This window comes from Thermodesulfovibrio aggregans, assembly GCF_001514535.1.
In the GTDB taxonomy this organism is placed as follows: Bacteria; Nitrospirota; Thermodesulfovibrionia; order Thermodesulfovibrionales; family Thermodesulfovibrionaceae; genus Thermodesulfovibrio; species Thermodesulfovibrio aggregans.
On the sequence record NZ_BCNO01000001.1, the window covers coordinates 435,269 to 460,761 of the forward strand.

The window sequence follows — 25,493 nt, forward strand, 5'->3', positions numbered from 1 at the left end:
AAAATTATTCACTTTGAAAATCTCAAGAGGGAGAGGTATTTATGCATTTTGACCCAACCATATTTTTCTGGATTTTTCTCATAATAATAGCAATTCAGCCAGTTATAAGACAAAAACTTCTTGAAAATGCCCGAATTAAGCTTATTGCAGAAATTGAGAAACAACGAGGCAGCCGTGTTATACTTCTTGTTCACAGGCAGGAAACAATGAGCTTTCTCGGATTTCCTATTATGAGATATATTGATATTCATGATTCAGAAGAAGTCTTAAGGGCAATTCATTTAACTGATGATGATATGCCAATTGACCTTGTGGTGCATACACCAGGTGGTCTTGCAATAGCTGCAACACAGATTGCAAGAGCCCTTTCAAAGCACAAGGGAAAAGTCACTGTATTTGTCCCCCATTATGCCATGTCAGGAGGCACTCTTATTGCTCTTTCCGCAGATGAAATTGTGATGTGTGAACATGCAGTACTTGGTCCACTTGACCCACAGATCGCCGGACAACCGGCTGTGTCTGTTTTAAGTGTTGTTCAGAAAAAACCGCTTGAAGAGATAGATGATAGTACTCTAATATTAGCTGATCAGGCTGAAAAGGCAATAAAACAGATGAAAGAGACAATAGTAGAAATTATGTCTCGCAGTCATTCTGAAGATAAAGCAAGAGAGATTGCAGAAAAACTTGTCTCTGGAAAATGGACTCATGATTATCCTATAAGTGCAGAAGAGGCAAGACAATTGGGACTTCCGGTATCAACAGAAATGCCAAAGGAGATAATGTTCCTCATGAACCTCTATCCTCAGCCTGTGAGACAGTCTGTTGAGTATATTCCTGTACGAAGAAGCAGTAAAGTCTAAATTACCTTTTCCAGAAGGCAGGAGTTAAAACTATAAGAACCGTATAATACTCAAGCCTTCCTGCAAGCATACAGAAAATGAGAATCCATTTACCAGGAGCAGGAATAGAGGAATAGTTACTGGCCGGTCCTGCTTCACCAAGTGCCGGTCCAACATTATTCATTGAGGAAATAACAGTTGAGAAAGAAGTTATCAAATCCAGTCCTGTAGCTGTCATTGCAATACTTGCCAGGGCACAAACAAATATGGCAAGAAAAACAAAGCCCCATATACTTCCAAGAAGTTCTTTGTTTAGAAACTTATCATCCAGTTTTAACGATAAAACAGCTTTGGGATGGACAAGCTGATAGAATTCTCTTGATATCTGCTTAATCATTAGATATACCCTTACCTGTTTTAGTCCTCCTGCTGTTGAACCTATCATGCCTCCGAAAAACATTATTATCAACAAAGTCAGCTGAGAAAAAGAACTCCATTTTAGATAATCCGCAGTGGCATACCCTGTGGTTGTCATTATTGAGATTACCTGAAAGATTGAATATCTAAAGCTTTCTGAAAGAGAAGGATAATATGGAATCAGGTCAATGGTCAGTAAACAAATAGTAACAAGAATAACCGAGAAATAAAATTTGAACTCTGCATTTTTGAGCAACCTTTTATAATTACCTTTCAAGAGATAAAAGTATAAAGCAAAGTTTATTCCTCCAAGAAACATTCCAAAGCATGATATGTATTCGAGAGCAGGGTTTTTAAAGTGGGCAATGCTTGCATTTTTTGTTGAAAATCCACCAGTTGATATAGTTGTAAAGGCGTGGCAGAATGCATCATAAAGATCCATTCCTGCAATGTAATAGAGAAAAATGATAATTCCCGTAATTCCAATATAGATAATCCATAGAGCCTTTGCTGTATCAATAATTCTTGGTCTTAATTTATCAACACTTATCTCAGGAACTTCCGCTTTAAATAGCTGCATTCCGCCTATTCCCATAATAGGTAAAACAGCCAAAACAAAGACTATAATTCCCATACCTCCTATCCACTGGGTCATGCTTCTCCAGAAAAGAAGCCCTGCTGGAAGACTCTCAACATCTACAAAGATACTTGAGCCAGTTGTTGTAAAGCCTGACATGGATTCAAAAAAAGCATCTGTAAAGGAGTTTACAGAGCCTGTAAAGATATAGGGAAGACAACCAAAAAAAGCCACAGTTATCCATGTAAGAGTTACTGTCATAAAAGCTTCTCTATACATCAACTCTTCATGTCTGTATTGTTTTGTTAGGGTAATCATAACAGTGCCGCAAAAGAAAGTTATAAAACATGATAGTGCTAAGGCTAATGTGTCTTGAGAGTGATTAATGATTGAGACCAGAATGGGTATTGTCATAAAAATTGAAAGAATAACAAGGATTATGCCGATGATATTTATTACAGTTTTAAAGTTCATATGAGGAGTTTTTCAATTTCTTTTATAGAGTCTTTTAGTGTGAAGATAATTAGCTTATCTCCTTGCTTAATGTAATCTTCTCCTGTAGGAATTATAATACGGTCATCTCTTATTATAGCTCCAAGTATTGAATTTTTTGGGAAAGCTTTGTCTTTAAGTGTTACACCAATCAGGGAAGAGTTCTTATTAACCAGAACTTCCATTATTTCAGCCTTATTTTCAGCAATTGCAGTAAGAGACAACACTTCTCCTCTTCTTACATATCTGAGAATAATGCTCGCTGTAATCAATCTTGGGCTTAAAACAGACTGAATTCCTAAATTGTGCGCAAGGGGCACATAGTCTGTTCTATTTACAAGAGCTATGACTTTTTTTACCCCCAGTTTTTTTGCAAGCAAAGATGCCATGATATTGAGTTCATCATTATTTGAACAGGCAATGTATAAATCCATGTTGTTTATATTTTCCTCTATCAAGAGCTGTTTATCTGCTCCATCTCCATGAAGAATTAATGATTTACCCAGATGTTTGCTTAAAAACTTACATCTTTCAGCATCTTTTTCTATAATTTTTATATCTGCTTTATTTTCTAGTTTGCTTGCTATATAATATCCTATTCTACCTCCTCCAAGAATCATAATTTTTTTCACAGGACTGACAGGCACTCCAAGATTTTGAGCAGTCTCAAAAATCTCTTCTTTTCTTACTGGTATGTAAACTATGTCTCCTTCATTCAGAATATCATCTCCAGAGGGAACTATCACATTTTCATCTCTTTCAATGATTCCAACAATAAAGTCTTTTTTTAGCAGTAGTTTGATTGCCTTCAGTTTCTTCCCTGTAACCGGGCTATTTTGAGGAATTTTAAATCCTATAACTTTTATTTTTCCCTGCTCAAATTCTATTATTTCACTGGCAAAAGGACTCTCAACAAGTCTTGTAACTGCTTCTGCTGCTTCAAGCTCAGGATTAATCGCAGGGTCAATGTCAAGGTTTGCCTCTCCAAGTATTTCTTTGTTAAAAAAGTAATCAGGATTTCTTATTCTTGCTATTTTTCGTTTTATATTAAACATTGCCTTACCGATAAGGCAGGCAATCATGTTAGTTTCATCACTGTTTGTTACTGCCAGAAGCAGATCTGCCTTATCTGCACCTGCTTCCTTAAATGCTGAAGGATCACTTCCCTCTGCTTCAATGGTTGCAATATCAAGTTCTTCAGAAATTCTTCTGAGCTTACTTCCATCTCTGTCAATAATTACAACATCCACACCTTCATAGGTGAGAAACTTTGCAATCTGATATCCAACTTCTCCAGCACCAACAATTATTACTCTCATTGTTATCCCTTAAGAATTAGTGAAAAAATTATAGCATTAATAAATAAAAATGGGCAATTGAAAGGAAAATTTTTAGTCCTTTGCAAAAATCCTTCCATCTTTTAAATAAAGCAAAAAATCACCTACTCTCATTGCTGAATCTTTATCGTGGGTGGCAATAATTATGATTGAACTGAGTTTTTGTTTCAACTGAATTAATATATTTTCTATTATTTCTGTGTTTTCCTGATCCACCGAAGCAGTCGGTTCATCAAGAAATAGAAAATCCGGTTGTAAAACAATCGCTCTTGCAATTCCCATTCTTTTTGCTTCTCCACTTGAAAGAGTGAGGGCATTCTGGTTCTTTTTGTGAAGTAATCCAACAAAATCAAGAGCTTTTTCAACCCGTTCCTTTATTTCCTCACTACTCATGCCTCTTACTTTTAATCCGTAGGCAACATTTTTAAAAACTGTTGTATTGAAAACTCCAATGTCTGGTAAAAGTAGTGTAATCCTTCTTCTTAGATTTAAATTATTCTCGGCAGTTTCCCCGTATTCGTAATAAATAACCTCACCCATATCAGGGTTTTCTAAGAGCGCACAAATTCTTAAAAGAGTTGATTTTCCTGAACCATTTGGTCCCATTAAAACATATACTCCGCTTTTTTCAAATGAAAAGGAACAACCTTCAAGCACCACCTTGCCATTGTAAGATTTATGAATATTTGAAACAGTAAGGCTTAAAGCCATTGAATAGACTCCTTCGTTCCCTTTTTTTGAATTGAAAATAAAATAATATTTATTGCAAAAGAAATTGTAAGAAGTATAATTCCCAGTGCCATTGCAAGCTCAAAGTTACCTTTGTCTGTTTCAAGCGCTATAGTTGTTGTCATTACCCGTGTATATCCTGCAATGTTACCTCCTACAATAAGTATTGCTCCAACTTCTGCCATCACCCTTCCAAATGCTGCGCAGACACCTGCCATTATTCCATATCTTGCTTCTCTTACCATTGTAAGCGTTATCTGAAATGGAGTAGCTCCAAGAGTTTTTGCTGCGAGTTTCACTGAAGGATCAATCTTAATCAGTGCTGAATGACTGAGTCCTGCAACAATTGGAAAGGCAAGAATGCTCTGGGCAATAATCATTGCAGAGGGAGTATAAAGCAGGCTTAAAAAACCAAGTGGTCCGCTACGGGATAGCATTAGATAAAGAAACAATCCAACAACAACTGGAGGAAGTCCCATAAAAGTGTTAATCAGTGTTATGAGAGTGTTTCTGCCAAAAAAATTTTTTAATCCAAGCAAAGCACCTACAGGAATGCCAAGCAGAGTTGCTATTGCCAGAGCTGTGCCTGAAACCTTGAGAGACAAAAGGATTATCTCTACCAGTTCTCTGTCAAGATGCAGAATAAGATAAAATGCCTGTTTAAAAGCTTCAAAAATAAAGTTCATTTTGCATTCGGAATAAACAGTTGATTTCCAGACTTATCCTTAAAAGAGGCTATAGCTGCCTGTCCTTCTTTTGAAATTATCCAGTTTATAAACTGCATGGCTTCTTTATATTTTACATGTTTGTGCTTTTGAGGATTTACTGCCATTACACCGTATTGGTTAAAGAGAACAGGGTCTCCTTCAAAAAGTATTGCCAGATCAAGCTTGTCTCTTATTGCAAACCATGTTCCTCTATCAGTAAGTGTGTATGCCTGTTTTTCATTGGCAATTCTTAAAGTCTTTTCCATTCCCTGTCCTGCTTCAAGATACCACTTTTGCCCTTTAGGATTAATCCCTGCTATCTGCCATATCTGTAGTTCCTTCACATGAGTTCCTGATTTATCACCTCTTGAAATGAAAAGACTCTGAGATAAAGCAATTCTTTTAAACGCATCCTGGGCTTTTTTAAGACCCTTTATCCCTGCCGGATCATTTTTGGGACCGACAATAATAAAATCATTATAGCAGACATCGTGCCTGTTTATAAAGTAACCCTGTTTTACAGCCTCAAGTTCAAGTTCCTTTGCATGTACAAAGACAGCATCCGCATCCCCTCTTTTACCCATCTCAATTGCTGCACCTGTTCCCCTTGCAACGACCTTAACCTTGATGCCTGTTTTTTTCTCAAAAATCGGTAAAATGTAATTGAGTAAACCAGAATTTTCAACAGAAGTGGTGGTAGCAAGAACAATTTCCTTTTCCTGAGCCATTGCAGCAGTTGCGAAAATCAACAATAACAATGAAATTAAAAAAGTTTTCATTCTGTCTCCTCCTTTTAAGTTTAAGCAGGCATTTTATCTTATTCTGCATATTTCTTTGCATAATTTAAATCATTATAGAAGGCTTCTCCATACTGAGCTTTACCAAAACTTCTTATAGTCTCCTGCCCTCTTTCAGAAGTAAGAAATTCTATAAATTTTTCAGCTTCAGGCTTACAGAACTTAGAACACAAGGCATGGTATACATTTACAAGAAATTTGTCTCCTTTGAAAAGAACTTTTAAATTGGGTAAATCTTTTTTCATCATAATCCAAGTGCTGCTATCAGTCATAAAATAAGCTTTTTCGTCATTAGCCTTTTTTAAGCTTGCCGCCATAAAATCTTTTGTAACAATATACCATTTATCTTTTGAAGGATCTGGTAGATAACCTGCTTTTTTCCATATTTCCATTTCTTTTTTATGAGTGCCTGAGTTGTCACCTCTTGAAATAAACTTAGATTTTGTTTCTTTGATACGATTGTAAACATCTACAACATTTTTAGCTTCAGCAATTTTTGCCGGATCATTTTTTGGACCGACAATATAAAATTCATTAGAACCAATAAGTGTTCGTTTCGTAGCCCAACCTTCTGTAACAGCTTTTTTTTCAGCATCTGGGGCATGAACCATAACTAAATCAACTAGATTTTCTTTTAACAACTTTAAAGATTCTCCTGTCCCAGCTTTTATCCAGCACACCTTCACAGGTTTTTCTTTATTGAATTCTTCAATTAATACCTTTAAAAGACCAAGTTCACCAGGACTTCCTGTAGCAATTGCAATTTCGGTTTCACCCTTTCCGTAAACTTCTGTACAATTTTTTTCTGCATATACATAAGCTTTTGCTAAAATAAAAAACAGGCAAATAAAAAAAGAAACAATACCTAATACTTTCCCATTTTTCGAAAGAAGGCTTAATTTAACCTTTTTCATCTTCTCTCCTCCTTGTATTTAATTAAATATAACGATGCTCATAAAAAATTAAATTTTAAAATTTTTGATCTCCTCAGAAAGAAATTTTTTGAAATCCTCATGAATCCTCCAGAACTGCTCAATTGCTTTTTCAGCAGTCTCTGTAATTTTTGTTCCACCACCGCTCTTACCTCCAACCTGTGTTTCAACAAAAGGCTTTCCAGCCTGTCTGTTCATGGAATTGATAAGTCTCCATGCCTGTCTGTATGACATGTTAAGAGCTTTAGCAGCCTTTGAAATTGAGCCATGCTGTTTGATTTTCTCAAGTAAAGCAATCCTTCCATAGCCAAGAAAAGTTCCCTCACCACCTTCAATCCATATTTTACCTTTAAGTTCATAGTCTCCATGTTTTCCACTTCCTGTTACACAGAATTGATGCGGGTTTTTCAAAGGCTTTCTTCCCCTTTTTTTCATAGTATGGAAATATACAATAAAATATAACGAAATGTCAACAAAAATCATGTATAAAAATTTTTCTTGACAAATGATAATGATTTTCATTAATATAAAATTATAATAAAATTTTGGGAGGTGATTAGTATGCCATGGGGAGACAGAACCGGACCTTTAGGACAGGGTCCAAGAACAGGTAGAGGATTGGGATTTTGTAGCGGTTTTGCAACTCCAGGATATATGAATCCTGCACCAGGGAGAGGGTTTGGAAGAGGCAGAGGATGGAGGTGCTTTGGATGGTTTGGAGGTTTCGGAAGAGGATTTAGATTTAGATGGTTCTGGAGAGCTCCTTTTTTCGGAGGAATTTCTTCAAGAGAGGAGGTGGATTTACTCAGACAAGAGGCAGAAATACTTAGAAGTGAACTTGAAGCAGTGCAGAAGCGTCTGAGCGAACTTGAAAAAGGTGAAGCAAGGTAAACCGGAGGCTTTGCCTCCGGTTAAATTTTCAGGAGGTATAGAAAATGAAGAAAATTGTAATTTTAGCATGTAAGATGATTAGAGAACAAAATCTGTGTCCCGGGGATGCAAAATGTCTTGTTGCTTTTATGCGCAAAGAAGGAGAGTTTGAGCGTTATAAAAATGAAGATGCTGCAATTGTTGGAATTATGGACTGTGGTGGCTGTGAAGGAAATAAAACACGAGCAATATGTAGCCTTCTTCTTTTAAAAACTCAACTTTCTGCATTAAAAGAAAATGTTGATGTTCTTCACATTGGAACCTGTATAATTAAGTTCTGTCCGAGAAAAGATGATATCATCGCAGCAGTAAAAGAAAAGGCTGGAGTTGAAGTTATTGAAGGAACCCATAAATACGCACCAGCAACAATTTTTGGCAATTAGGAGGTTTAAAATGAGAGTAGCAATAGCAACAGACGGAGGGTTTGTAGCTCAGCACTTTGGGAGATGTCCAGGTTTTACAATATTTGAGATTGAAGATGGGAAGATTATCAATAAAAGCTTTGTTGAAAATCCAGGTTACAAAGCACATCAGCCCGGTCAGGTTCCAATGTTTTTAAGAAATCAAAATGTCAATTGCGTTATCGCAGGTGGAATGGGACCAAATGCTGTAATGAATCTTCAAGCATCCGGAATACAGGTTTTGGTCGGAATTACAGGAAAAGTTGAAGAAGTAATTGATAAATTGATCAGTGGCACATTAACTGGTGGTGAAAGTCTGTGTGAACATGGTGAGCATGAATGTAAACATTAAAAGGAGGAAAAATAGTGAAAATTTGTGTTACTTCACAGGACAAAGATTTAAACTCAGAGATTGACCCAAGATTCGGCCGTTGTAAGTATTTTATTTTTCTTGATACTGATACAATGCAGTATGAAGCAGTTGAAAATCCTTGGAGGGATGCTCAGCAGGGAGCAGGCACACAGGCAGGGCAGTTTGTGGCTTCAAAAGGAGTTAAGGCTCTAATAACTGGAAAAATTGGACCCGGTGCGGAGCGGATTATAAAAGCAGCGGGAATAAAAGTTTTTGAAGCTCATGGTAAAATAAAAGATACAGTAAATAAACTTCAGGAGGGAGTTAAATGACAGATAAAAAAGAAAGCTGCCAGTGCGATGAAAGACAGGCGATTAAAAAAGAAATTGCTTTAAAAGCAACTGTTTCTGCAATTAAGAAAAAAATTCTTGTTCTTTCTGGAAAAGGCGGAGTAGGTAAAAGTACTGTTTCCACTAATCTTGCTGTTGGATTATCTCAAAAGGGATATCATGTTGGACTCCTTGATATTGACATTCATGGACCTAATATTCCCAATATGCTTGGACTTGAGGGATTCCCTCCGATGATAACTGATATGGGAGTTTTTCCAATAAAGATGTATGATAATTTGCACGTTATTTCCATTGGATTTTTCCTTGAAGGGAAGGATACTCCTATTGTGTGGCGTGGACCTTTAAAACATAGAATGATTGAACAATTCCTAAGCGATGTTCGGTGGGGGGAGCTTGATTATTTAGTTGTTGATTCACCTCCAGGAACAGGAGATGAGATAATATCAATTGTTCAGCTTCTTGATAAGGTTGATGGAGCAGTGATTGTTGCCACACCACAGGATGTTGCACTGGCTGATGTTCGCAGGAGTATTAGATTTTGTATTGAAGGCTCAATCCCTGTGCTTGGAATAGTTGAAAACATGAGCGGCTTTGTATGTCCCCATTGCGGAAATACTGTTGAAATATTTAAAACAGGTGGAGCTGAAAGACTTGCACAGGAATATAAAGTTCCCTTCCTCGGCAAAATTCCCATTGATCCAAAAATTGTTCAGGCTGGAGATGATGGAAAACCGGTAATGATTTACTACCCGGATAGCAAACCAGCAGAGGCTTTCTCAAATATAATCAACAAAATTACGGAAGTCTTAAAAGTATGATTATTGACCTGACTGTTCTTTTTGACAACTATCATGCAGAGGAAGGGTTTGAAACGGGCTGGGGATATAGTTGCTTTATAAAAAAAGGATATGGTGGAATTCTTTTTGACACAGGAGCAGATGGGCAGAAACTACTGAGAAATATTCAAAAAGCAGGCATAAGGCTTAGTACAATCTCAAGAATTGTCATCTCCCATGCTCATAAGGATCATTCAGGTGGATTGAAAGAGATTGTAGAATCAGGCTGCAAGGCTGAAATTTATGTTGGGGCTTCAATTTACGATGAAGTTAAATCTCTTTTGCCTGATTCAAGAATTCATAAAGTATCTTCTGAGCATGTTGAGATAATGAATGGAGTCTATCTTACAGGTGAACTCGGAGACAGAATAAAGGAAGTATCTCTTCTTATGGATACAGGCGGAGGATTGGTTATTGTTACAGGTTGTGCTCATCCAGGAGTAAAGGAAATTTTCGAGAAAGCATGTAGAATAATTGATGATAAAATTTTTGCACTGGTAGGAGGACTCCATCTTAAAGACAAAAAAGAAGATGAAATTCTTGATCTGGCAACTTATTTAAAAAACAAGGGAATCAAATATATAGCCCCTTCACATTGTACAGGAGACCTTGCAAGAATGTTATTTAAAGAAGCTTTTGGTAAAGGTTTTATAGAAGCAGGAGCAGGCACACACATTTACATTGGAGGCTCCTGTGACTATGTCTGATCCTTTTGAATCTTGTGCTGCCGAGTATGACCGATGGTATGACTCAGAAAAAGGGAAAACTATATATGAAAATGAAGCAAGATGTATTAAAAAACTTATTGAAAGCTGTTGTAAAGACAAGATTCTTGAAGTAGGAGTTGGAACTGGAAGATTCGCAGTTTTGTCTAAAAATGTTTTTGGAGTTGACAGGGCGTTTTCTCCACTTGAAATAGCAAAACAAAGAGGCATTCCAGTAGTGCAGGCAAAGGCAGAGAGTTTACCTTTCAGGGATAAAACATTTTCCTGTGTAATGTTCATTGTAACACTTCCTTTTGTTGAGAATATTTATCTTACACTTAAAGAGGCAAAAAGAGTTTTAGAGGATGAAGGCAGAATAATTGTTGGAGAAGTTTTTCTTGATTCTAAGTTAGGTTCAGTTTATGAAGAAAAGAAAACCAAAGGACATCCCTTTTATAGATTGGCAAAATTTTATAGTTTTACAGAGTTTCAGAAAATACTTTATCAATGCGGTTTAAAATCTGAAAAGGTTTTTGGAACATTAAAAGAATATCCTTTTCAGAATCCTGAGTGTGAAGAAGCTGAGGAAATAGATATGAAAAATTTTAGTGATTTACCCGCTTTTGTCTGCATGGAGATAAAAAAATGGTAATCTCAGTGGCAAGCGGGAAAGGTGGAACAGGAAAAACAACAGTTGTGGTGTCTCTTGCATTAAGCATTGAGAACTCTCAGCTAATTGACTGTGATGTGGAAGAGCCAAATGTTCATCTATTTTTAAATCCTGAGATAAAACAGGAACTTAAAGTCTTTTCTGTTGTTCCTGAAGTTGATAAAGAAAAATGTAATCTTTGTGGTTACTGTAGCACGGTCTGTGCTTACAATGCTTTAAGTGTGATTAAGCTTGACAGTTCAGGCGATGTTCTATTATTTCCCCATTTATGTCATGGATGTGATGGATGCATTTTGCTATGCCCGGAAAAAGCAATGAAGCCTGCTCACAGAGGTATTGGGATGATAAAAATCGGTAGCTTTGAGGGTATTGAATTTATTGAGGGAAGGCTTAATATTTCAGAAGTGCTTGCTCCAAAGGTTATTGAAGAAGCAAAGGCTTACGCAAAAAAGGATAAAATTACAATAATTGATGCACCTCCTGGGACTTCCTGTCCTGCTGTAACAGCAGTCAAAGGCTCGGATTTCTGCATTCTTGTTACAGAGCCAACTCCTTTTGGACTTCATGACCTTGAGCTTGCCTATGAAGTAACTAAAGCTTTAAATATAAAAGCAGGCGTTATTATAAACAAAAGTGGAGATGATGCTCTTATAGAAGATTTTTGTAGAAAAAATAAAATCCCTGTTTTACTGAAAATTCCATTTCACAGAAAAATAGCAGAAGCTTATTCAAAAGGCATTCCCCTTATAAAAGCAATGCCTGAATATAAAGAGATTTTTCAGAGACTTTATAGAGATATAAGGGAAATCATATGAAGGAAATTTTGATAATAAGCGGAAAAGGTGGAACAGGAAAAACATTCTTTACTGGATGTCTTGCTACTTCATTGAATAATAAAATTCTTGTTGATTGCGATGTTGATGCTGCAAATCTTCACTTGCTTTTGCATCCAGAGATAAAACAGACATATGATTTCATAGGAGGTAAAATTGCATCAATAGATGAAACAAGATGCATTCAATGTGGAGCATGTAAAGAGGTTTGCAAATTCAATGCAATAAATGACAGATTTCAGGTTGAAGATTTTTCCTGTGAGGGCTGCACAATATGTAGCTATGTATGTCCGGAGAAAGCCATAATTCTCAAAGACAGAATTTCAGGCAAGTATTTTCTCTCTGAAACAAAGTACGGAATATTGATTCATGCAAGGCTTGGTATTGCTCAGGAAAACTCAGGAAAGCTCGTTACAAAGCTGAGAGAGATTGCAAAAGAGACTGCTCAATCAGAAGGAGCTGACTATATAGTGATTGACGGACCTCCAGGAGTTGGATGCCCTGTTATGGCTTCAATGACGGGCGTTGATCTTGTTGTTGCAGTAACAGAGCCAACTGTCTCAGGAATGCATGACCTCAGTAGAGTAATTGAGCTTTCAAAACATTTCAATATACCTGTAAAGGTTGTGATAAACAAGTATGACCTGAATACTGAGATGAGTTCAGATATTGTAAAGATGGTTGAGAGTTCAGGAATTGAAGTTTGTGGTAAAATTCCATTCTCAGAAGATATTTTAGCATCAGTGAAAGCAGGCAAGCCTTTTTTAGAGTTTACAAAAAACAGTTTAACAATAGAGATTGAAGAACTGATAGATAAGATTACTTAAAATTAACCTCCACCATGTGAACTGAGCATGATATGCAGGGGTCATAGGCTCTTACAAGCATTTCAAGTGCTAAAGTTATCTCTTTCTGAGACTTATTTATGATTTCTGGAACGAGCTTTAACATATCAAGCTCTATGTTGTGTGTGTTTTGATTTGTGGGAATCACACAGTTTGCATTTCTGAATATTCCTCTTTCATCACACTCATAGTGATGAATCAATAAACCACGGGGAACTTCAACTGCACCAACTCCTTCACCAGCACGCTGGGGAAGTTTACCCAGTTCATTTATATCAGGAACAACTATCTCATCGTAGTTTATTCCATTTTGCCACACAGTCTCTACAATTCTTATGGCATCTTCAACACAGTGGACGCATTCCACAATCTGAGCAACGGTATTAAAATAGGGATTTATGCATTTTGGTTTCAGATTCAAAACATTGGCTGCTTGTTTTGCTTTTGGATGAAGTTTTTCATGGTTGAGATTGAATCTTGCAAGTGCTCCCACAGCGTAGGAGTCTCTGTGCCAGCGGGTCCTTTTTGCAGTTGCATAGGGAACTATAAATTCATTTGTAACATTTTTATATTCATACTTACTCACTCTGTATCCATCAGTTGAGCCTATGTCTCCATAAAGAAGTGGGTATTCATCTCCATCATTTACAAGGGCTACATACTCTGTATCTCTTTCAAAATCAGGGAAAGTTAGCTTGCTAAAAAGCTCTACGGTTGCTTCCATGTCTTTCTGAAGTTCTAAAAGTCTCTTATGCATCTCCTCAAGGTCATTTACTCTAGGAAGTTTTGTAAATCCACCTACAACTGTAGAAATTGGATGAACATGTCTTCCAACAAGTATGTCACAAAGTTCATTGCAGAGTCTTTTCATTTTAAGTGCACGCCTTACAACATCAGGATGAGTTTTTATAAGCGGCACAAAACTTGGCACACCAACCAGATCTGGTGCAACAAGTAAATATATATGAAGAAGATGGCTGTCAAGATGCTCATAATGAAGTAAAAGTTTTCTTAAAAGAGTTGTCTGCTCAGATGGCTTTATTCCAAGGGCATCCTCTGCTGCTTGAATTGATGCAAGAGTGTGTCCGCAGGCGCAAATTCCACAAATTCTACTTGTTATATGTGGTGCTTCATAGATTGAGCGACCTCTCAGGAAAGCTTCAAAAAATCTTGGAGATTCAACGATTTCAAGCCTGCAAATCTCAAGCTTTCCATCTTTGACTTCAACTACAATATTGCCATGTCCTTCAACTCTCGTTAGATAATTCACATTAATATTAATGTTTTGACTCACGATTTATCCAACTCCTTACACTTGTTGTACATCTCAATCTTTTTCATTAAAAAGTCTTCAGGAATATTGTATTTTTTTAGAACTTCCTTAAAACCCTCTGTATTTGGATTTATGGTGAGCCCCCTACAACCATAGCAGATATTTCCATTATTTATGCACCATGAATTACATCCTGCTTTTGTAACAGGTCCCATGCAGGTAAGTCCTCTATCATACATGCAGACATTTTCATTTAGTTTACATTCAACACAAACAGGATACTCAGGCACATAGTATGGAATTCCCTGAAGTATGCATTTAAGAACAGTAAGAAATTCAGGCTGATATATGGGGCATCCATTTATAAAATAATCCACCTTCACAACCTGATGGACAGCTTTTGTATGAATTGTGGGGAAAAATTTATATGACTCTCCATAAACATATTTACCCACTTCTTCAAGCTGAAAGGAGTTTTTCATTCCATTAACTCCACCAATTGTGGCACAGGAGCCAAGAGCAACAAGGATTTTACTGCGCTCTCTTATCCTTTTAACTCTCTGCACAGCATGCTCATCAGTAATACTTCCCTCAACAAAGGCTACATCAAACTCTCCATCCCATTTTTCAGACATTACCTCTCTGAATTCAACAACCTGAACAATATCAAGAACATCAAGAAGCGGTTCACCTATGTTGGCAACCTGTAACTGGCATCCTTCACAGCAGGCAAAATCAAAAAATGCAACCTTTGGTTTACTCATTATAGCGCCTCTGCCATATCCATTATTTCTTTAAAAGTAAAAACAGGACCGTCTTTGCAGCAATAAAGATTTTGAATCTGACATCTTCCGCATTTACCCATTCCGCATTTCATGTGTCTTTCAAAACTGAGAAGAATCTGATCAACAGGCAGTCCCTTTGCAAGAAGCTCTTTTATTACAAATTTATACATAACAGGAGGTCCTACAACAGCCGCATAGGTTCTTATCGGGTCTATATCAACTCCAGGGATTAAAGAGGTAATCAGTCCTACATTTCCCTTCCAGTCAGGATCTGCCCTGTCAACAGTGCAGGCAAAGTGTATATCAAGCCTTTTACCCCACTCATCTATTTCATCCACGAAAAGAAGTTCTCCAGGTGTTTTGCATCCAAAAAGTATATGTATTTCACCAAAATCTCTGCGATTATCAATGGCATAGAGAATCAGAGACCTTAAAGGTGCAAGTCCCAATCCTCCTGCAATTATTAATAAATCATGCCCTTCAATCATTTTGATTGGGAAACCATTCCCATATGGACCTCTTACTCCTATTACATCTCCTACATTAAGTTTATGTAGAGAATTTGTAACCTTTCCTACAGCTCTAACACAAATTTCAAAATAATGTCTGTTCAATGGTGAGGAACATACAGAAACAGGGATTTCACCGATTCCCATCAAAGAAACCATTATAAATTGACCGGGTTCAAAATCAAGCCATGTGCTATCTTCAAATACCAATTTAAATAATTTTTCCTTCTCGGTTAATGGTTTTACATCCAGTATCCTTGCTCTTTTAAGATTATAGGGGGAATCCTTTATAACCACTTGCGCCATATTTTTGCCTCTGACTCCTTTATGAGAGATGTCAAAACTTCTTTAAGATTAATTTTTGCCATGCATGTTCTGGAACATCTTCCACAACCTGTGCAAAAAACCATGCCATAACGGTCAATGTGATACCTGAATTTCCTGTAAAATCTATGTCTCTGTCTTGCTGAGCGCTCCCTTCTGAAGTCTATTCCACCTGCAACTTTTGCAAATGGATCAAGCTGACAGGAAAACCATACTCTGTATCTTTCACCTGCCTTAAGAGTTAAGTCAACTTCTTCTTTTATATCAAAGCAGTAACATGTTGGGCATACTGCTGTGCAGTTTCCGCAACTGAGGCACTTCTGTTCAAGTTCTTTCCATACAGATGCATTAAAGGAACGATCAAACAGGTCAGGAAGATATCTTCTTTCTGTGGGAACTTCATTATTAAATATTTTCAGTTTATTATTTCTCAATGCTTTAAGTTCTTCAATATGAACTGCTTCTGCAGGTTTAAATAAATCGGTTTTTTCAACAATATCAGAGCCTTTTGAGGAATGAATATGAACAATAAAATACTCACTGAGTTCTGTGAACATTAAATCATATCCTGTTGTTGGCATGTGAGCACCGACAAATGCACAACTTGCATATTCATCGCAATAATCATTGCATTCAAGCCCAATTATTGTTATATGTTTTTTCCTGATAAGATATCCTGTGTCTTTAGGGTTATCAGACAGAACCATATTGAGACATTTTATTCCGGCTATATCACAGGTATGTACACCAAATAGTATTAAATTTTCATACTCTACAACTGGCTCAATTTTTAAATCTTCTTTTATATCAAACTTCAGTAAAGTTTCTCTTTGAGGCATAAAGTATTTTTTTGGTGGAATTATAGTAGGAATATATTTAAGGCTAACCTCCTCAGAAGATTTTATCTTCTGAAAAGCATAATTTTTAAATCCCTTATAAACCGGTGCAACTACTTTTGATATTGAGATGAGGCTATCTATGAAGTCCTCAATTTTTGATTTTTCAAGTATTCTGTACTGTTCAATTTTCATAAATTATGCCCCGATAAAAGATAAGGCATTATACTTTTTTTTTAAGTAATTTGTCAATAGACGGCATAAAATTGCCATATGGAAAGTTAATTTTGATTTAAGGAGAGGCAATGCCTCTCCTTTGGAAAGATTAGCCTAAAAGAATTTTCTGGGCTTCTTCCATATCAGCTTCCATTACATAAGGAATTCCAGTTACTTCAGAGGCTTCCTTTGTAAGAGCAACGATGTCATTTCTGTCAAGATACTCAATGGAGAACTTTCTTGCACCAGCCATGAGCTGTTTGAGTCCAAGAGTGAGTCTGTCAACAAATGTATACATGGCAATAGCACCCCATGGAAGCTTTTTGAATGCCTTACCGTATTTATTCTTAAGAACTTCGGCAGTTATAAAGATTTCTTCCACAGAGTTTCCATATTTTGCTATATCGGCAGGAAGTTTGCCATCTTCATGCCATTTTTGAATGTTCTTGCCAACAAAAGCTGGAATCATTAATGCTCTACCCATGCATACAGCTTTAAAGTAAGGCGCACCAAGTGCAAGTGCTTTAAATATGTGGTCTTCAAGAGAGAATCCACCAGCTATTGCAAGGTCTGGGACATATTTTCCTTTTTCAGCAAGCTGCTTTGCAAAGTTATAGGCAATTGACTGGAGATAAATTGTTGGAATACCCCACTCATTCATCATTCTCCATGGGCTCATTCCTGTTCCACCACCAGCACCATCAATTGTTACAAGGTCAATTCCTGCATCTGAGGCAAACCTTAATGCTCTTGCAAGGTCAGTAATTCTGTATGCACCAGTTTTTAGTGATACAAACTTTGCACCAGCTTTTCTATAATGTTTTACAGCCTTTTCAAAGCTTTCATAATCTACCATGCCAAGCCTTGAATGACGCTCAAATTCTTTAAATTCACCAGCTTTATAAGCTTTCTGGACAACAGGATCTTCAGGGTCAGGAAGAACTATATATCCCCTTCTTTTTAGTTCAAGGGCTCTTTCTAAACTTTTAAGCTTAACCTCTCCACCGATATCTTTTGCTCCCTGTCCCCATTTAAGCTCAATGCATGTTACACCGAGTTTATCAATGGCATACTCAGCTGATCCGAGGCGGGTATCTTCAACATTTTGTTGAAGAATAATCTCACCGTATCCATCATACCATTCCTTGAAGCATTTTACTCTTCTTTCAAGCTCAGGAGACTTGACTACCTTACCTTTGTCGTCAAACTCAGCTTTTGGATCCATTCCAACGACATTCTCACCGATTACAACCATAATTCCTGAAATTGCCGCACCTATGGCAAGACCTTCCCAGTTGTCCTTTGCAATATCCGTTGAACCAAGAGCACCAGTAAAAATAGGAATACTAAGTTTAATCTTGTAATCCTTTCCAATTTCCCTTTCAATATTGACAGCCGGGAATGTGGCTTTGTCGGGGTCTGGCTCAACACCCACAGCGCCCACGCATGTTCCCTGAATATTGAGATGTGAGTAATCAACAGGATACTTTTTTGTTGCACCTGCTGTGACCTTTCCAAAAGGTCCTGGATAGACGACTTCTCTTCCTCTGAAAGAGGATTTTCCAACCTCGCAGAATCCCGGACATCCATCAAGACAGACTGAACAGATACCTGAATAAGGTGCAGGATCAGATACCCTGTTTCGGGTTCCTGTTGCGGAACTTGCATTTGGTTGACCTGGAATTACATTCATAATAACCTCCTAAAGTAATAGTAAATTTTTGAAGAGTTGGTTTAGTTTTACTAACTCTTCCGGGCAAAAAAATATCAATGATATTTTTTGCCCTCTTTTAAAAATTTTTAGAAAACAATTAATTATCTGCTTATGAGTAAAAGCTCTGCCTTCTCACCTCCTTTGTTCTGCCAGTTTTCTGGAATAGATTTTTTTATATAGAGAAAGTCTCCTTCCCGGAGACTATAATTGGAGCCATTTAAAGTCAAAGAAAGTTCTCCTTTTATCAAAAAAGCAATCTCGGGGTCTTTCTTTTTTAAAAAATGTGCTTTTACAGAAGAATTTGGAGGCATTACAACAATATGGACTTGGAAATTATCATCGGATAAAACCTTATAAACATCTGCAGTAGAAATTTTCTGAGAAATCTTTCTCAATATTTCTTCTTTTTTTATGATAGGTTTTTCCTCTGTTTTATTTTCACTTAATATCTCACTTGGCTTAACTCCAAGAGCTTCACAAATCTGTATGAAAGATGTAATAGAGGGAACTATCTGATTGTTTTCCATCTGGGAGATAAACCCAGGTGTAAGATTCACCTTTTCTGCCAGTTCTTTCTGACTCATATTCCTTGAAAGCCTTATTTCTCTTAACTTACTACCTATATCCAGTGAGGGTGTTTGGACTATTTTTTTAATCTGTATTTCTTCGTTATCAGTTATTTCATAAATATGAGGTTTGAAAGCTTCACTATTTTTTCTTCTTGAAAGTTTAAGTGCCTTAAGGAAAAAATTATCCTTTCTTCTATATAGCTCCAGAACTACCTGAGTTATATGCCTGATGTTTGCTTTAAACTTCTGACTGTGGGCATCTTTCTCTAAAATCCAGTAGGCTACACTGTCAAGATCAAAAAGTCTCGGACACATATATGTAAAAAAACTGCAAGTCTGACTCTCGTCTTTAATAAGATTTTGGATTCCAGTTAAACTATCAAATATGTATGATATTTGAGAGGATGTTTTGCTTTCAACAGTAGCTATGGCATTTGTAAGCTCTTCAAGATTTGAAGGATTTGAAAGTCTGGTGATATCAATTTTTTTGCTAATTTTTTCATAGTCCCTCAAAAAAGTAGCATCATTTTTGCCTTTTCCTGAGGTAAAACAATCAATTATATGGAATTTATCGTTTATATAATTGCTGAATTCTTTTAAAAGCGTGTGAGCTGATTTGTTGAAGCTAATATATACTATGTCTTTTGATTCAGAGAAAGAGGATTCAATGAATTTTTTTATAAAAATTTCATAGGAAGTTCCTGAATCAACTTCCCATACCACATTATCGCCAGGATAAATATAATCAATAAGATTGTCTAAATCTCTTATGCCAGAAGATATTTTTTGCACGGTAAACGGTTACCTCTTACAATTAAATTTTAGTAATACTGAATTTTTTTGTCAAGAACTAATGAAAATTTATATAATTAATATCATGAAAACCATCATAGTTAATTATGCTGAGTTATATTATTTAAAAATTTCATTTCAAAGTTTACCTGATAAATATAGTGGGAAATTTGTCCAGTTAAGTCATAATGACAATGAATATCTTGTATTTGCACCAAAAGAGTTTGCCAAATACCATTCAAATATTTTAGAACACTTCTCAAAAGAGATGAACCTCGTTGGCAATTATGATACCCAGAATAAACGCTATGATATTCTTGAACCCGAGTGGTATATCTTAGGTGGAGGAAAGTTTGAAATAGACAGAATAAAAAAGGAACTGAAGCTATACGATGACTCAATGGCATACGGAAGATTCAATGACAAAGGGCTCAAGGAAAGACTTCAAAATACAGAGGAGTTTTACGGATACACCATCCTGATTGAATAGAATTTATTTCATATCTTTCATAAAGGGAAACTCGTTACGAATTCTTTCGACCTGAGAAAGGTCAATATCTGCTAAAAGGAACTCTTCTTCATCTCCAATTAATACAGGCTTTCCCCAAGGATCATATATGCAGGAAGAGCCTGAAAAATTAACTCCATCACTATCTTTTCCTGTTCTGTTTACTCCTATCATAAAACACTGATTCTCTATTGCCCTTGCCTGAAGGAGTGTCTTCCAGTGCTCAATCCTTGAAGAGGGCCAGTTGGCAATCACAAAAATCAAAACCACATCCTTTGCTATCTTTCTGAAAACTTCAGGAAATCTCAGATCATAACATATAAATACGCTTGCAGGTAAAGCATCAATCTCAAATATAACCGGCTCAGTACCTGCAATGAAAAATCTGTCTTCATTCATAAATGAAAATAAATTTATCTTTGTATACTCAGCTATAATACTGCCTGATCTGTTATAAACTCTTGCAATATTTCTTGCCTTGTTCTCTTTTTTTACTGCAAATCCTGCAATTATATTTATTCTATATTTTTTTGCAGCATTGGAAAGAAAAAAATCCGTAACTAAACCTTCATCTATTGTTGAAAGAGGAGGGAAAAAACCTGTATCAAACATTTCAGGAAATACAACTACATCACAACCCTCATCTGCAGCTGTCTTGATAAAAAAATCTGCACGCTTAAGATTTTCCTCCCTTTTCTGCCATAAAATATTCATCTGTATCAATGCCAACTTCATCTTTCAGCTATCTCACTATAGGTCTCAATCTCTTCTTTTATCCTCTTTAACCAAACTCTTAGATTTTGCCTCAGGTTCAGCAGTAATTCTTGTATTCTTCTTTGCCTTTCATCTATTCGTGCAGTTTCAACATCAATTATTAATTTAATAATCTTCTGCCATAAGGGGGGTTCTGGCTCCTGTCCTTCAGGATAAAGCATTTCCTCAGAAAGAGTAAACTCCTCTTCATGGACAAGAAGAGTGCCCTCTTTAGTAGGTTTCAATGTAAGAGAAACTTTCAGTCTTCCTCGAGTATCACGGGTAGAAAACTTCTCATTCTCAATGAATTCAACAACCTCACTTTCATATTCTATTATCCTATCACCTGCAATTGCTTTTACTCTGTATCTTGAACCTTTTGTAATAGGACCCTCTGTGAGTTTTTCAAATTCTATTAGTTTGTAAGCTGGATTCAATCTCAGTCTTGGCTTTACAAGCTTAAGATACTGAAAAACCTTTTCAGGAGCACTTTTTATCTCAATAGATTCTTTGATTCGTTCTACCATTATTAATTACCGAGATTTATTTAAAATTATACTAACTAATTTTCTTGACAATCAAATATAAAATTCGCCTATTTGTCTATTTAGCTGGATCTGAAACTGAAGTATTGATAAATTGTGTCCCATCATTTTACAGTTTGACTTAAATCATGAGACAAAGATAAACAAATTTTTTTAAAAGTCTCAATCAAAACATAAAATCTTACAAAATTGTAAAGTCTTACATAATTGTCATTTCCTTTTTAAAAAAAGTCTATATATTTCAACATATTAGATTTTGGCATAGATTTTGGTACTTATAAAAACAAAATTTTAAATGGAGGTGCTTGTATGAGAAGTTTAAAGTATTTAGCGGTAGTTTTAGTTTTCCTGATGTCAGTGTCGTTGGTTAAAGCAGAGGAAGTTAAAAAGGAGGAGCCAAAGCAGGAAGATGAAAAGGTTACAGGCAGCGTCTCTTTAGGTGCTTACAACAGGTACATCTTTCGTGGTTATGAGTTGAGTTCTGGCAGTGTGGTTATTCAACCTTCTGTTACAGTTTCTTACAAAGGATTTTCTCTTAACTACTGGGGAAATATTGATACCAATGAAAGAGCAACGCAGAGTTTTGTGCCAGATAGACCGGGCAGAAAAAGCTTTAATGAGTCTGATTTGACGCTCAGTTACACGTATGCAATTGATAAACTCTCTCTGACGGCTGGTTACATTTACTATGGAACCAAGTACACTGATGAAACTGAAGAGGTTTTTCTTAGTGCAAGTTATGATATTATTTCAAAGCCAACTCTTACGATTTACAGAGACATCTCAACTTACCCGGGTACTTATTTTAATTTATCCTTCTCTCATTCCTTTGAGGTTTACAAAGATATCACACTTGATCTTGCAGCATCATTTGGTTATTTCAAAGGTGATGACTCTTACTGGAGAACCTACGAAAGTAATACAGGAGACTACACAGGCAAGAAATACAGCGGCTTTCATGATGGCAAACTTCAGGCTGGATTTACAATTCCTGTTACAAAGAATTTAACTGTCCAACCTGTGGTTCAGTACTGGTTTCCGCTTTCAAGTAAGGCAAAAAGAATTGTTGATGGTCATTCGTACAATCCCAATGGACATCTTGATGATACCTGGGTAACGGGAATTAACATTACATTTAGCTTTTAAAGGAGGACAAAATGAAAAAGTTATTGAGCATATTTATATTGATAATGATGATATTAGCGATTTCAGCAAATTTAATATTTGCAGAAACAGAAACACCTGCTCAGCCAGAAGTTGTTCAGCCTCAGTCAAAGCTTGACACAGGTGATACTGCATGGATGATAGTGGCAACTGCTCTGGTTATGCTTATGACAGTCCCCGGGCTTGCTCTATTTTATGGTGGACTGGCAAAGAGAAAAGATGTTCTCAATACAATAGCAATGAGCTTTGTGACTTATTGCATAGTGAGCTTTCTTTGGGTGTTTTATGGCTATACTCTTACATTTTCAGGAGATGTCGCAGGAATAATCGGGCATCTTGATAAGGTATTTTTATCAGGAGTTAAAGTGGACTCACTTCAGGGAACTATACCTGAGGTTTTGTTCTCCATATTCCAACTTACTTTTGCTGCAATCACCGTAGCACTTATAAGTGGTGCATACATTGAAAGAATGAAGTTTTCAGCATGGGTGCTCTTTTCAATTCTATGGATGAGCCTTGTTTATGTTCCTGTTGCTCACTGGGTATGGGGTGGAGGATTTCTTGCAAAAATGGGTGCTCTTGATTTCGCAGGTGGGACAGTTGTCCATATAAATGCTGGTATTGCGGCTTTAGTTGGAGTACTTATTCTTGGTAAAAGAAAAAATACTCTGCTTGTGCCAAACAACTTGACTTTGGTTGCAATTGGTGCAGCGCTTTTGTGGTTTGGATGGTTTGGATTCAATGCAGGAAGTGCAGTCGCATCAAATGGTCTGGCTGCTCAGGCATTCATTAACACAAATACAGCAACAGCAGTGGCAGCCCTTGCATGGATGTTTACAGAGTGGGCAGTAACAAAGAAACCAACGGTGCTTGGTCTTGCATCAGGAATGATAGCAGGTCTTGTTGCCATAACACCTGCAGCTGGATTTGTAAATATTGTTGGTTCAGTTATAATTGGTGCTGTTGCAGGATTTATCTGCTACTTCAGTGTTACCTCAATGAAACCAAAGATAGGCTATGATGATGCCCTTGATGTATTTGGAATTCACGGTGTAGCAGGAATTCTGGGCGCAATTCTTACAGGAGTTTTTGCAGACCCTGCAATCAATGAGGCTGGGAAAGGGCTTCTTTATGGGAATCCCGGGCAGCTTTGGACACAGACAATTGCCGTGCTTATAACAATAGTTTACACAGGTATAATGACTGCTTTAATATTCTTGGTGATCAGAATATTCATGAAGATCAGAGTTAGTGAAGAAGAAGAAATTATAGGGCTTGACTCATCTCAGCACAGTGAAAGAGCTTATAACCTATAAAAAGGAGGAATGAGATGAAAAAGATTGAGGCAATAATTAAACCCTTTAAACTTGAAGAAGTAAAGGAAGCACTTGTTTTAGCAGGCATTCAGGGAATGACCATTACAGATGTAAAGGGTTTTGGCAGGCAAAAAGGTCATGTAGAGATTTACAGAGGCAGTGAGCTCGAGGTTCTATTTATACCAAAAATAAAGCTTGAAATTGTTGTACCTGACAGCCTTGTTGAAAAGGTTATAAATGCCATAATGGAAAAGGCTTACACAGGAAGTGTTGGTGATGGAAAGATATTCGTAATACCCGTTGAAGATGCTGTGCGAATAAGAACAAAGGAAAAGGGTGAACAGGCAATATGAAAATTAAGCAAATAAAATCGGCAGGAAAGTTCCTGCCGATTTTATTTTAAAGTTTTTAAAAATTCAGCAGGAAGCGATGTCTGAAAGATTCCCATTATGCTATAATTTCATAGAATGAAAAAATCTGAAAAACTCTTAGAAATCTGCCGTAAATTCCATATAGCACTCTTGTATGCCTTTGGTTCACAGAGGGACAATGCAATTAAGATACTGAACTTTGAGAAAGTTGATATTCATGATCCTCTGACAGATATAGATATTGGAGTAGTATTTGAAATAGACATAGAAAAAATTAAAGATAGGCGTAAGCTCTATTCAAATTTATATAACGAAATATCTGAAATTTTTAAACCCTATTCATTGGATTTGGTTTTTCTTCAGGAATGTCATAGTTTACTTCAGATGGAAGCAATAGAGGGTTATTGTATTTATAAAATTTCTGAAGAATTTAAAGAGAATTATGAAATGCGAATTCTAAGAAAATATGCCGATGTTAAATATTTATTTGACAGATATTTTGAAGAGGCTCTTGAAGAGTATTAAATAAATGTTGAACAAACAATTCATAAAGGAAAGGCTTGTTTTAATAAAAAGTTATACTGAAGAATTAAAAAATTTGTCAAAACTGGATAAGGAAACATTTACAAAAAATAAGGTATATTCAGCTGCTGCTGAGAGTTTTCTTAGAAGAGCGCTTGAAGCAATTTTTGATATTGGAAGACACATACTCGCAAAAAAGGGTTACATAGACATATCAAAGGAATACAAATCTATTGCATCGGGCTTATCAAAAATTGGTGCAGTAGACGATGAACTCAGTGCAAAACTTATTCAGATGGCTGGATACAGAAACAGGCTGGTTCATATGTATCATACGGTAACAGAAGATGAACTTTATGAGATAATAACCGAGGATTTAAAAGATATTGATAAATTTATAAAATCAATAAAAAAACTTCTTCAATATGATTGAAATCTGTATTTATTAATCCTAAATTTGTCAATTGAAAATACTGTTTTTCACTTCCTGAGAGATTATTTGACACTGTATTGCTCAAATGTTATAATATTTTAACGGCAATTAT

31 protein-coding genes are annotated in these 25,493 nt (G+C 36.4%); 16 read left to right on the top strand and 15 right to left on the bottom strand.

Translation table 11 applies throughout. The features are described 5' to 3' along the window. Positions 1 to 41: 41 nt before the first annotated feature. Positions 42 to 860, top strand: a complete 819-nt coding sequence (locus TAGGR_RS02150; protein ID WP_059175718.1) for an SDH family Clp fold serine proteinase — start codon at positions 42 to 44, stop codon at positions 858 to 860. Between the two features lies 1 nt (position 861). Here the strand turns inward: TAGGR_RS02150 and TAGGR_RS02155 are convergent, their stop codons facing one another. From TAGGR_RS02155 to TAGGR_RS02185, 7 genes are all read right to left on the bottom strand, one after another. Next, complete coding sequence (locus TAGGR_RS02155) at positions 862 to 2,247, bottom strand: TrkH family potassium uptake protein (protein ID WP_269083323.1); 1,386 nt, start codon at positions 2,245 to 2,247, stop codon at positions 862 to 864. 56 nt (positions 2,248 to 2,303) lie between these two features. Then, positions 2,304 to 3,644, bottom strand: a complete 1,341-nt coding sequence (gene trkA, locus TAGGR_RS02160; protein WP_059175720.1) for a Trk system potassium transporter TrkA — start codon at positions 3,642 to 3,644, stop codon at positions 2,304 to 2,306. A gap of 72 nt (positions 3,645 to 3,716) precedes the next feature. Next, entirely contained in the window at positions 3,717 to 4,373 is a 657-nt protein-coding gene (locus tag TAGGR_RS02165) for an ATP-binding cassette domain-containing protein (RefSeq protein WP_059175721.1), read from the bottom strand. Then, entirely contained in the window at positions 4,364 to 5,077 is a 714-nt protein-coding gene (locus tag TAGGR_RS02170; protein ID WP_059175722.1) for an ABC transporter permease, read from the bottom strand. Before TAGGR_RS02170 ends, TAGGR_RS02165 begins: the two co-directional genes overlap by 10 nt. Then, the gene (locus TAGGR_RS02175) at positions 5,074 to 5,877 is read right to left on the bottom strand and encodes an ABC transporter substrate-binding protein (RefSeq protein ID WP_059175723.1); all 804 of its coding nucleotides are present in this window, start codon (positions 5,875 to 5,877) and stop codon (positions 5,074 to 5,076) included. Before TAGGR_RS02175 ends, TAGGR_RS02170 begins: the two co-directional genes overlap by 4 nt. A 38-nt stretch (positions 5,878 to 5,915) precedes the next feature. Beyond that, positions 5,916 to 6,809 (bottom strand): ABC transporter substrate-binding protein, encoded by an 894-nt coding sequence (locus TAGGR_RS02180; RefSeq protein WP_059175724.1) that lies wholly within the window; start codon positions 6,807 to 6,809, stop codon positions 5,916 to 5,918. 48 nt (positions 6,810 to 6,857) lie between these two features. Then, positions 6,858 to 7,262 carry a winged helix-turn-helix domain-containing protein gene (locus TAGGR_RS02185; protein ID WP_059176538.1) on the bottom strand — a complete coding sequence of 135 codons (405 nt, stop codon included), beginning with the start codon at positions 7,260 to 7,262 and terminating at the stop codon, positions 6,858 to 6,860. A gap of 126 nt (positions 7,263 to 7,388) precedes the next feature. On the opposite strand from TAGGR_RS02185, the gene TAGGR_RS10215 reads away from it, so the two are divergent. From TAGGR_RS10215 to TAGGR_RS02230, 9 genes are read left to right on the top strand one after another with little or no spacing between them, the layout of a single operon-like run. Beyond that, complete coding sequence (locus TAGGR_RS10215; protein ID WP_082673525.1) at positions 7,389 to 7,718, top strand: DUF5320 domain-containing protein; 330 nt, start codon at positions 7,389 to 7,391, stop codon at positions 7,716 to 7,718. 44 nt (positions 7,719 to 7,762) lie between these two features. Continuing rightward, on the top strand, positions 7,763 to 8,140 hold the full coding sequence (locus TAGGR_RS02195) for a CGGC domain-containing protein (RefSeq protein WP_059175725.1): 378 nt from the start codon (positions 7,763 to 7,765) through the stop codon (positions 8,138 to 8,140). 10 nt (positions 8,141 to 8,150) lie between these two features. Further along, complete coding sequence (locus tag TAGGR_RS02200; RefSeq protein WP_059175726.1) at positions 8,151 to 8,510, top strand: NifB/NifX family molybdenum-iron cluster-binding protein; 360 nt, start codon at positions 8,151 to 8,153, stop codon at positions 8,508 to 8,510. Positions 8,511 to 8,524: 14 nt separating this feature from the next. After that, a complete protein-coding gene (locus tag TAGGR_RS02205) occupies positions 8,525 to 8,842 on the top strand; it encodes a NifB/NifX family molybdenum-iron cluster-binding protein (protein ID WP_059175727.1) in 318 nt (105 codons plus the stop codon). After that, a complete protein-coding gene (locus TAGGR_RS02210) occupies positions 8,839 to 9,681 on the top strand; it encodes an Mrp/NBP35 family ATP-binding protein (protein WP_059175728.1) in 843 nt (280 codons plus the stop codon). The genes TAGGR_RS02205 and TAGGR_RS02210 overlap by 4 nt, the downstream gene beginning before the upstream one ends. Next, positions 9,678 to 10,406, top strand: a complete 729-nt coding sequence (locus TAGGR_RS02215) for an MBL fold metallo-hydrolase (protein ID WP_059175729.1) — start codon at positions 9,678 to 9,680, stop codon at positions 10,404 to 10,406. The genes TAGGR_RS02210 and TAGGR_RS02215 overlap by 4 nt, the downstream gene beginning before the upstream one ends. Beyond that, the gene (locus tag TAGGR_RS02220; protein WP_236698884.1) at positions 10,399 to 11,055 is read left to right on the top strand and encodes a class I SAM-dependent methyltransferase; all 657 of its coding nucleotides are present in this window, start codon (positions 10,399 to 10,401) and stop codon (positions 11,053 to 11,055) included. The genes TAGGR_RS02215 and TAGGR_RS02220 overlap by 8 nt, the downstream gene beginning before the upstream one ends. Further along, positions 11,049 to 11,888: an ATP-binding protein gene (locus TAGGR_RS02225; RefSeq protein WP_059175731.1), complete on the top strand. Its 840-nt coding sequence runs from the start codon at positions 11,049 to 11,051 to the stop codon at positions 11,886 to 11,888. The genes TAGGR_RS02220 and TAGGR_RS02225 overlap by 7 nt, the downstream gene beginning before the upstream one ends. Further along, positions 11,885 to 12,733, top strand: coding sequence for an ATP-binding protein (locus tag TAGGR_RS02230; protein WP_059175732.1), 849 nt, complete (start codon positions 11,885 to 11,887; stop codon positions 12,731 to 12,733). Before TAGGR_RS02225 ends, TAGGR_RS02230 begins: the two co-directional genes overlap by 4 nt. On the opposite strand, the gene TAGGR_RS02235 is transcribed toward TAGGR_RS02230, so the two are convergent. The 6 genes from TAGGR_RS02235 to TAGGR_RS02260 all read right to left on the bottom strand — a co-directional run bounded on the left by TAGGR_RS02235 (position 12,726) and on the right by TAGGR_RS02260 (position 19,769). Beyond that, positions 12,726 to 14,045 (bottom strand): Ni/Fe hydrogenase subunit alpha, encoded by a 1,320-nt coding sequence (locus TAGGR_RS02235; RefSeq protein WP_059175733.1) that lies wholly within the window; start codon positions 14,043 to 14,045, stop codon positions 12,726 to 12,728. The genes TAGGR_RS02230 and TAGGR_RS02235 overlap by 8 nt on opposite strands. Next, positions 14,042 to 14,788, bottom strand: a complete 747-nt coding sequence (locus tag TAGGR_RS02240) for an NADH-quinone oxidoreductase subunit B family protein (protein ID WP_059175734.1) — start codon at positions 14,786 to 14,788, stop codon at positions 14,042 to 14,044. Before TAGGR_RS02240 ends, TAGGR_RS02235 begins: the two co-directional genes overlap by 4 nt. Then, positions 14,788 to 15,624: an FAD/NAD(P)-binding protein gene (locus TAGGR_RS02245; RefSeq protein WP_059175735.1), complete on the bottom strand. Its 837-nt coding sequence runs from the start codon at positions 15,622 to 15,624 to the stop codon at positions 14,788 to 14,790. Before TAGGR_RS02245 ends, TAGGR_RS02240 begins: the two co-directional genes overlap by 1 nt. Beyond that, positions 15,606 to 16,673, bottom strand: coding sequence for a 4Fe-4S dicluster domain-containing protein (locus TAGGR_RS02250; protein WP_059175736.1), 1,068 nt, complete (start codon positions 16,671 to 16,673; stop codon positions 15,606 to 15,608). The genes TAGGR_RS02245 and TAGGR_RS02250 overlap by 19 nt, the downstream gene beginning before the upstream one ends. Positions 16,674 to 16,803: 130 nt before the next feature. Continuing rightward, the gene (locus tag TAGGR_RS02255) at positions 16,804 to 18,387 is read right to left on the bottom strand and encodes an FMN-binding glutamate synthase family protein (protein ID WP_059175737.1); all 1,584 of its coding nucleotides are present in this window, start codon (positions 18,385 to 18,387) and stop codon (positions 16,804 to 16,806) included. 122 nt (positions 18,388 to 18,509) lie between these two features. Next, positions 18,510 to 19,769, bottom strand: coding sequence for a helix-turn-helix domain-containing protein (locus TAGGR_RS02260; RefSeq protein ID WP_059175738.1), 1,260 nt, complete (start codon positions 19,767 to 19,769; stop codon positions 18,510 to 18,512). 85 nt (positions 19,770 to 19,854) lie between these two features. On the opposite strand from TAGGR_RS02260, the gene TAGGR_RS02265 reads away from it, so the two are divergent. Beyond that, the gene (locus tag TAGGR_RS02265; protein ID WP_161936156.1) at positions 19,855 to 20,259 is read left to right on the top strand and encodes a hypothetical protein; all 405 of its coding nucleotides are present in this window, start codon (positions 19,855 to 19,857) and stop codon (positions 20,257 to 20,259) included. Positions 20,260 to 20,262: 3 nt separating this feature from the next. On the opposite strand, the gene TAGGR_RS02270 is transcribed toward TAGGR_RS02265, so the two are convergent. Together TAGGR_RS02270 and TAGGR_RS02275 are read right to left on the bottom strand one after the other, a co-directional pair. Further along, positions 20,263 to 21,012 carry a carbon-nitrogen family hydrolase gene (locus TAGGR_RS02270; RefSeq protein ID WP_059175740.1) on the bottom strand — a complete coding sequence of 250 codons (750 nt, stop codon included), beginning with the start codon at positions 21,010 to 21,012 and terminating at the stop codon, positions 20,263 to 20,265. Then, a complete protein-coding gene (locus tag TAGGR_RS02275; RefSeq protein ID WP_059175741.1) occupies positions 21,009 to 21,557 on the bottom strand; it encodes an SRPBCC family protein in 549 nt (182 codons plus the stop codon). Before TAGGR_RS02275 ends, TAGGR_RS02270 begins: the two co-directional genes overlap by 4 nt. Before the next feature lie 327 nt (positions 21,558 to 21,884). Between TAGGR_RS02275 and TAGGR_RS02280 the strand changes: the two genes are divergently transcribed. From TAGGR_RS02280 to hepT, 5 genes are all read left to right on the top strand, one after another. Then, positions 21,885 to 22,721, top strand: coding sequence for a hypothetical protein (locus TAGGR_RS02280; RefSeq protein WP_059175742.1), 837 nt, complete (start codon positions 21,885 to 21,887; stop codon positions 22,719 to 22,721). 11 nt (positions 22,722 to 22,732) lie between these two features. Further along, complete coding sequence (locus tag TAGGR_RS02285; protein ID WP_059175743.1) at positions 22,733 to 24,055, top strand: ammonium transporter; 1,323 nt, start codon at positions 22,733 to 22,735, stop codon at positions 24,053 to 24,055. A gap of 14 nt (positions 24,056 to 24,069) precedes the next feature. After that, positions 24,070 to 24,408 (top strand): P-II family nitrogen regulator, encoded by a 339-nt coding sequence (locus tag TAGGR_RS02290; protein WP_059175744.1) that lies wholly within the window; start codon positions 24,070 to 24,072, stop codon positions 24,406 to 24,408. Between the two features lie 114 nt (positions 24,409 to 24,522). Then, on the top strand, positions 24,523 to 24,951 hold the full coding sequence (locus tag TAGGR_RS10575; RefSeq protein ID WP_059175745.1) for a nucleotidyltransferase domain-containing protein: 429 nt from the start codon (positions 24,523 to 24,525) through the stop codon (positions 24,949 to 24,951). 4 nt (positions 24,952 to 24,955) lie between these two features. After that, a complete protein-coding gene (gene hepT, locus TAGGR_RS02300; RefSeq protein ID WP_059175746.1) occupies positions 24,956 to 25,381 on the top strand; it encodes a type VII toxin-antitoxin system HepT family RNase toxin in 426 nt (141 codons plus the stop codon). Positions 25,382 to 25,493 lie beyond the last annotated feature (112 nt).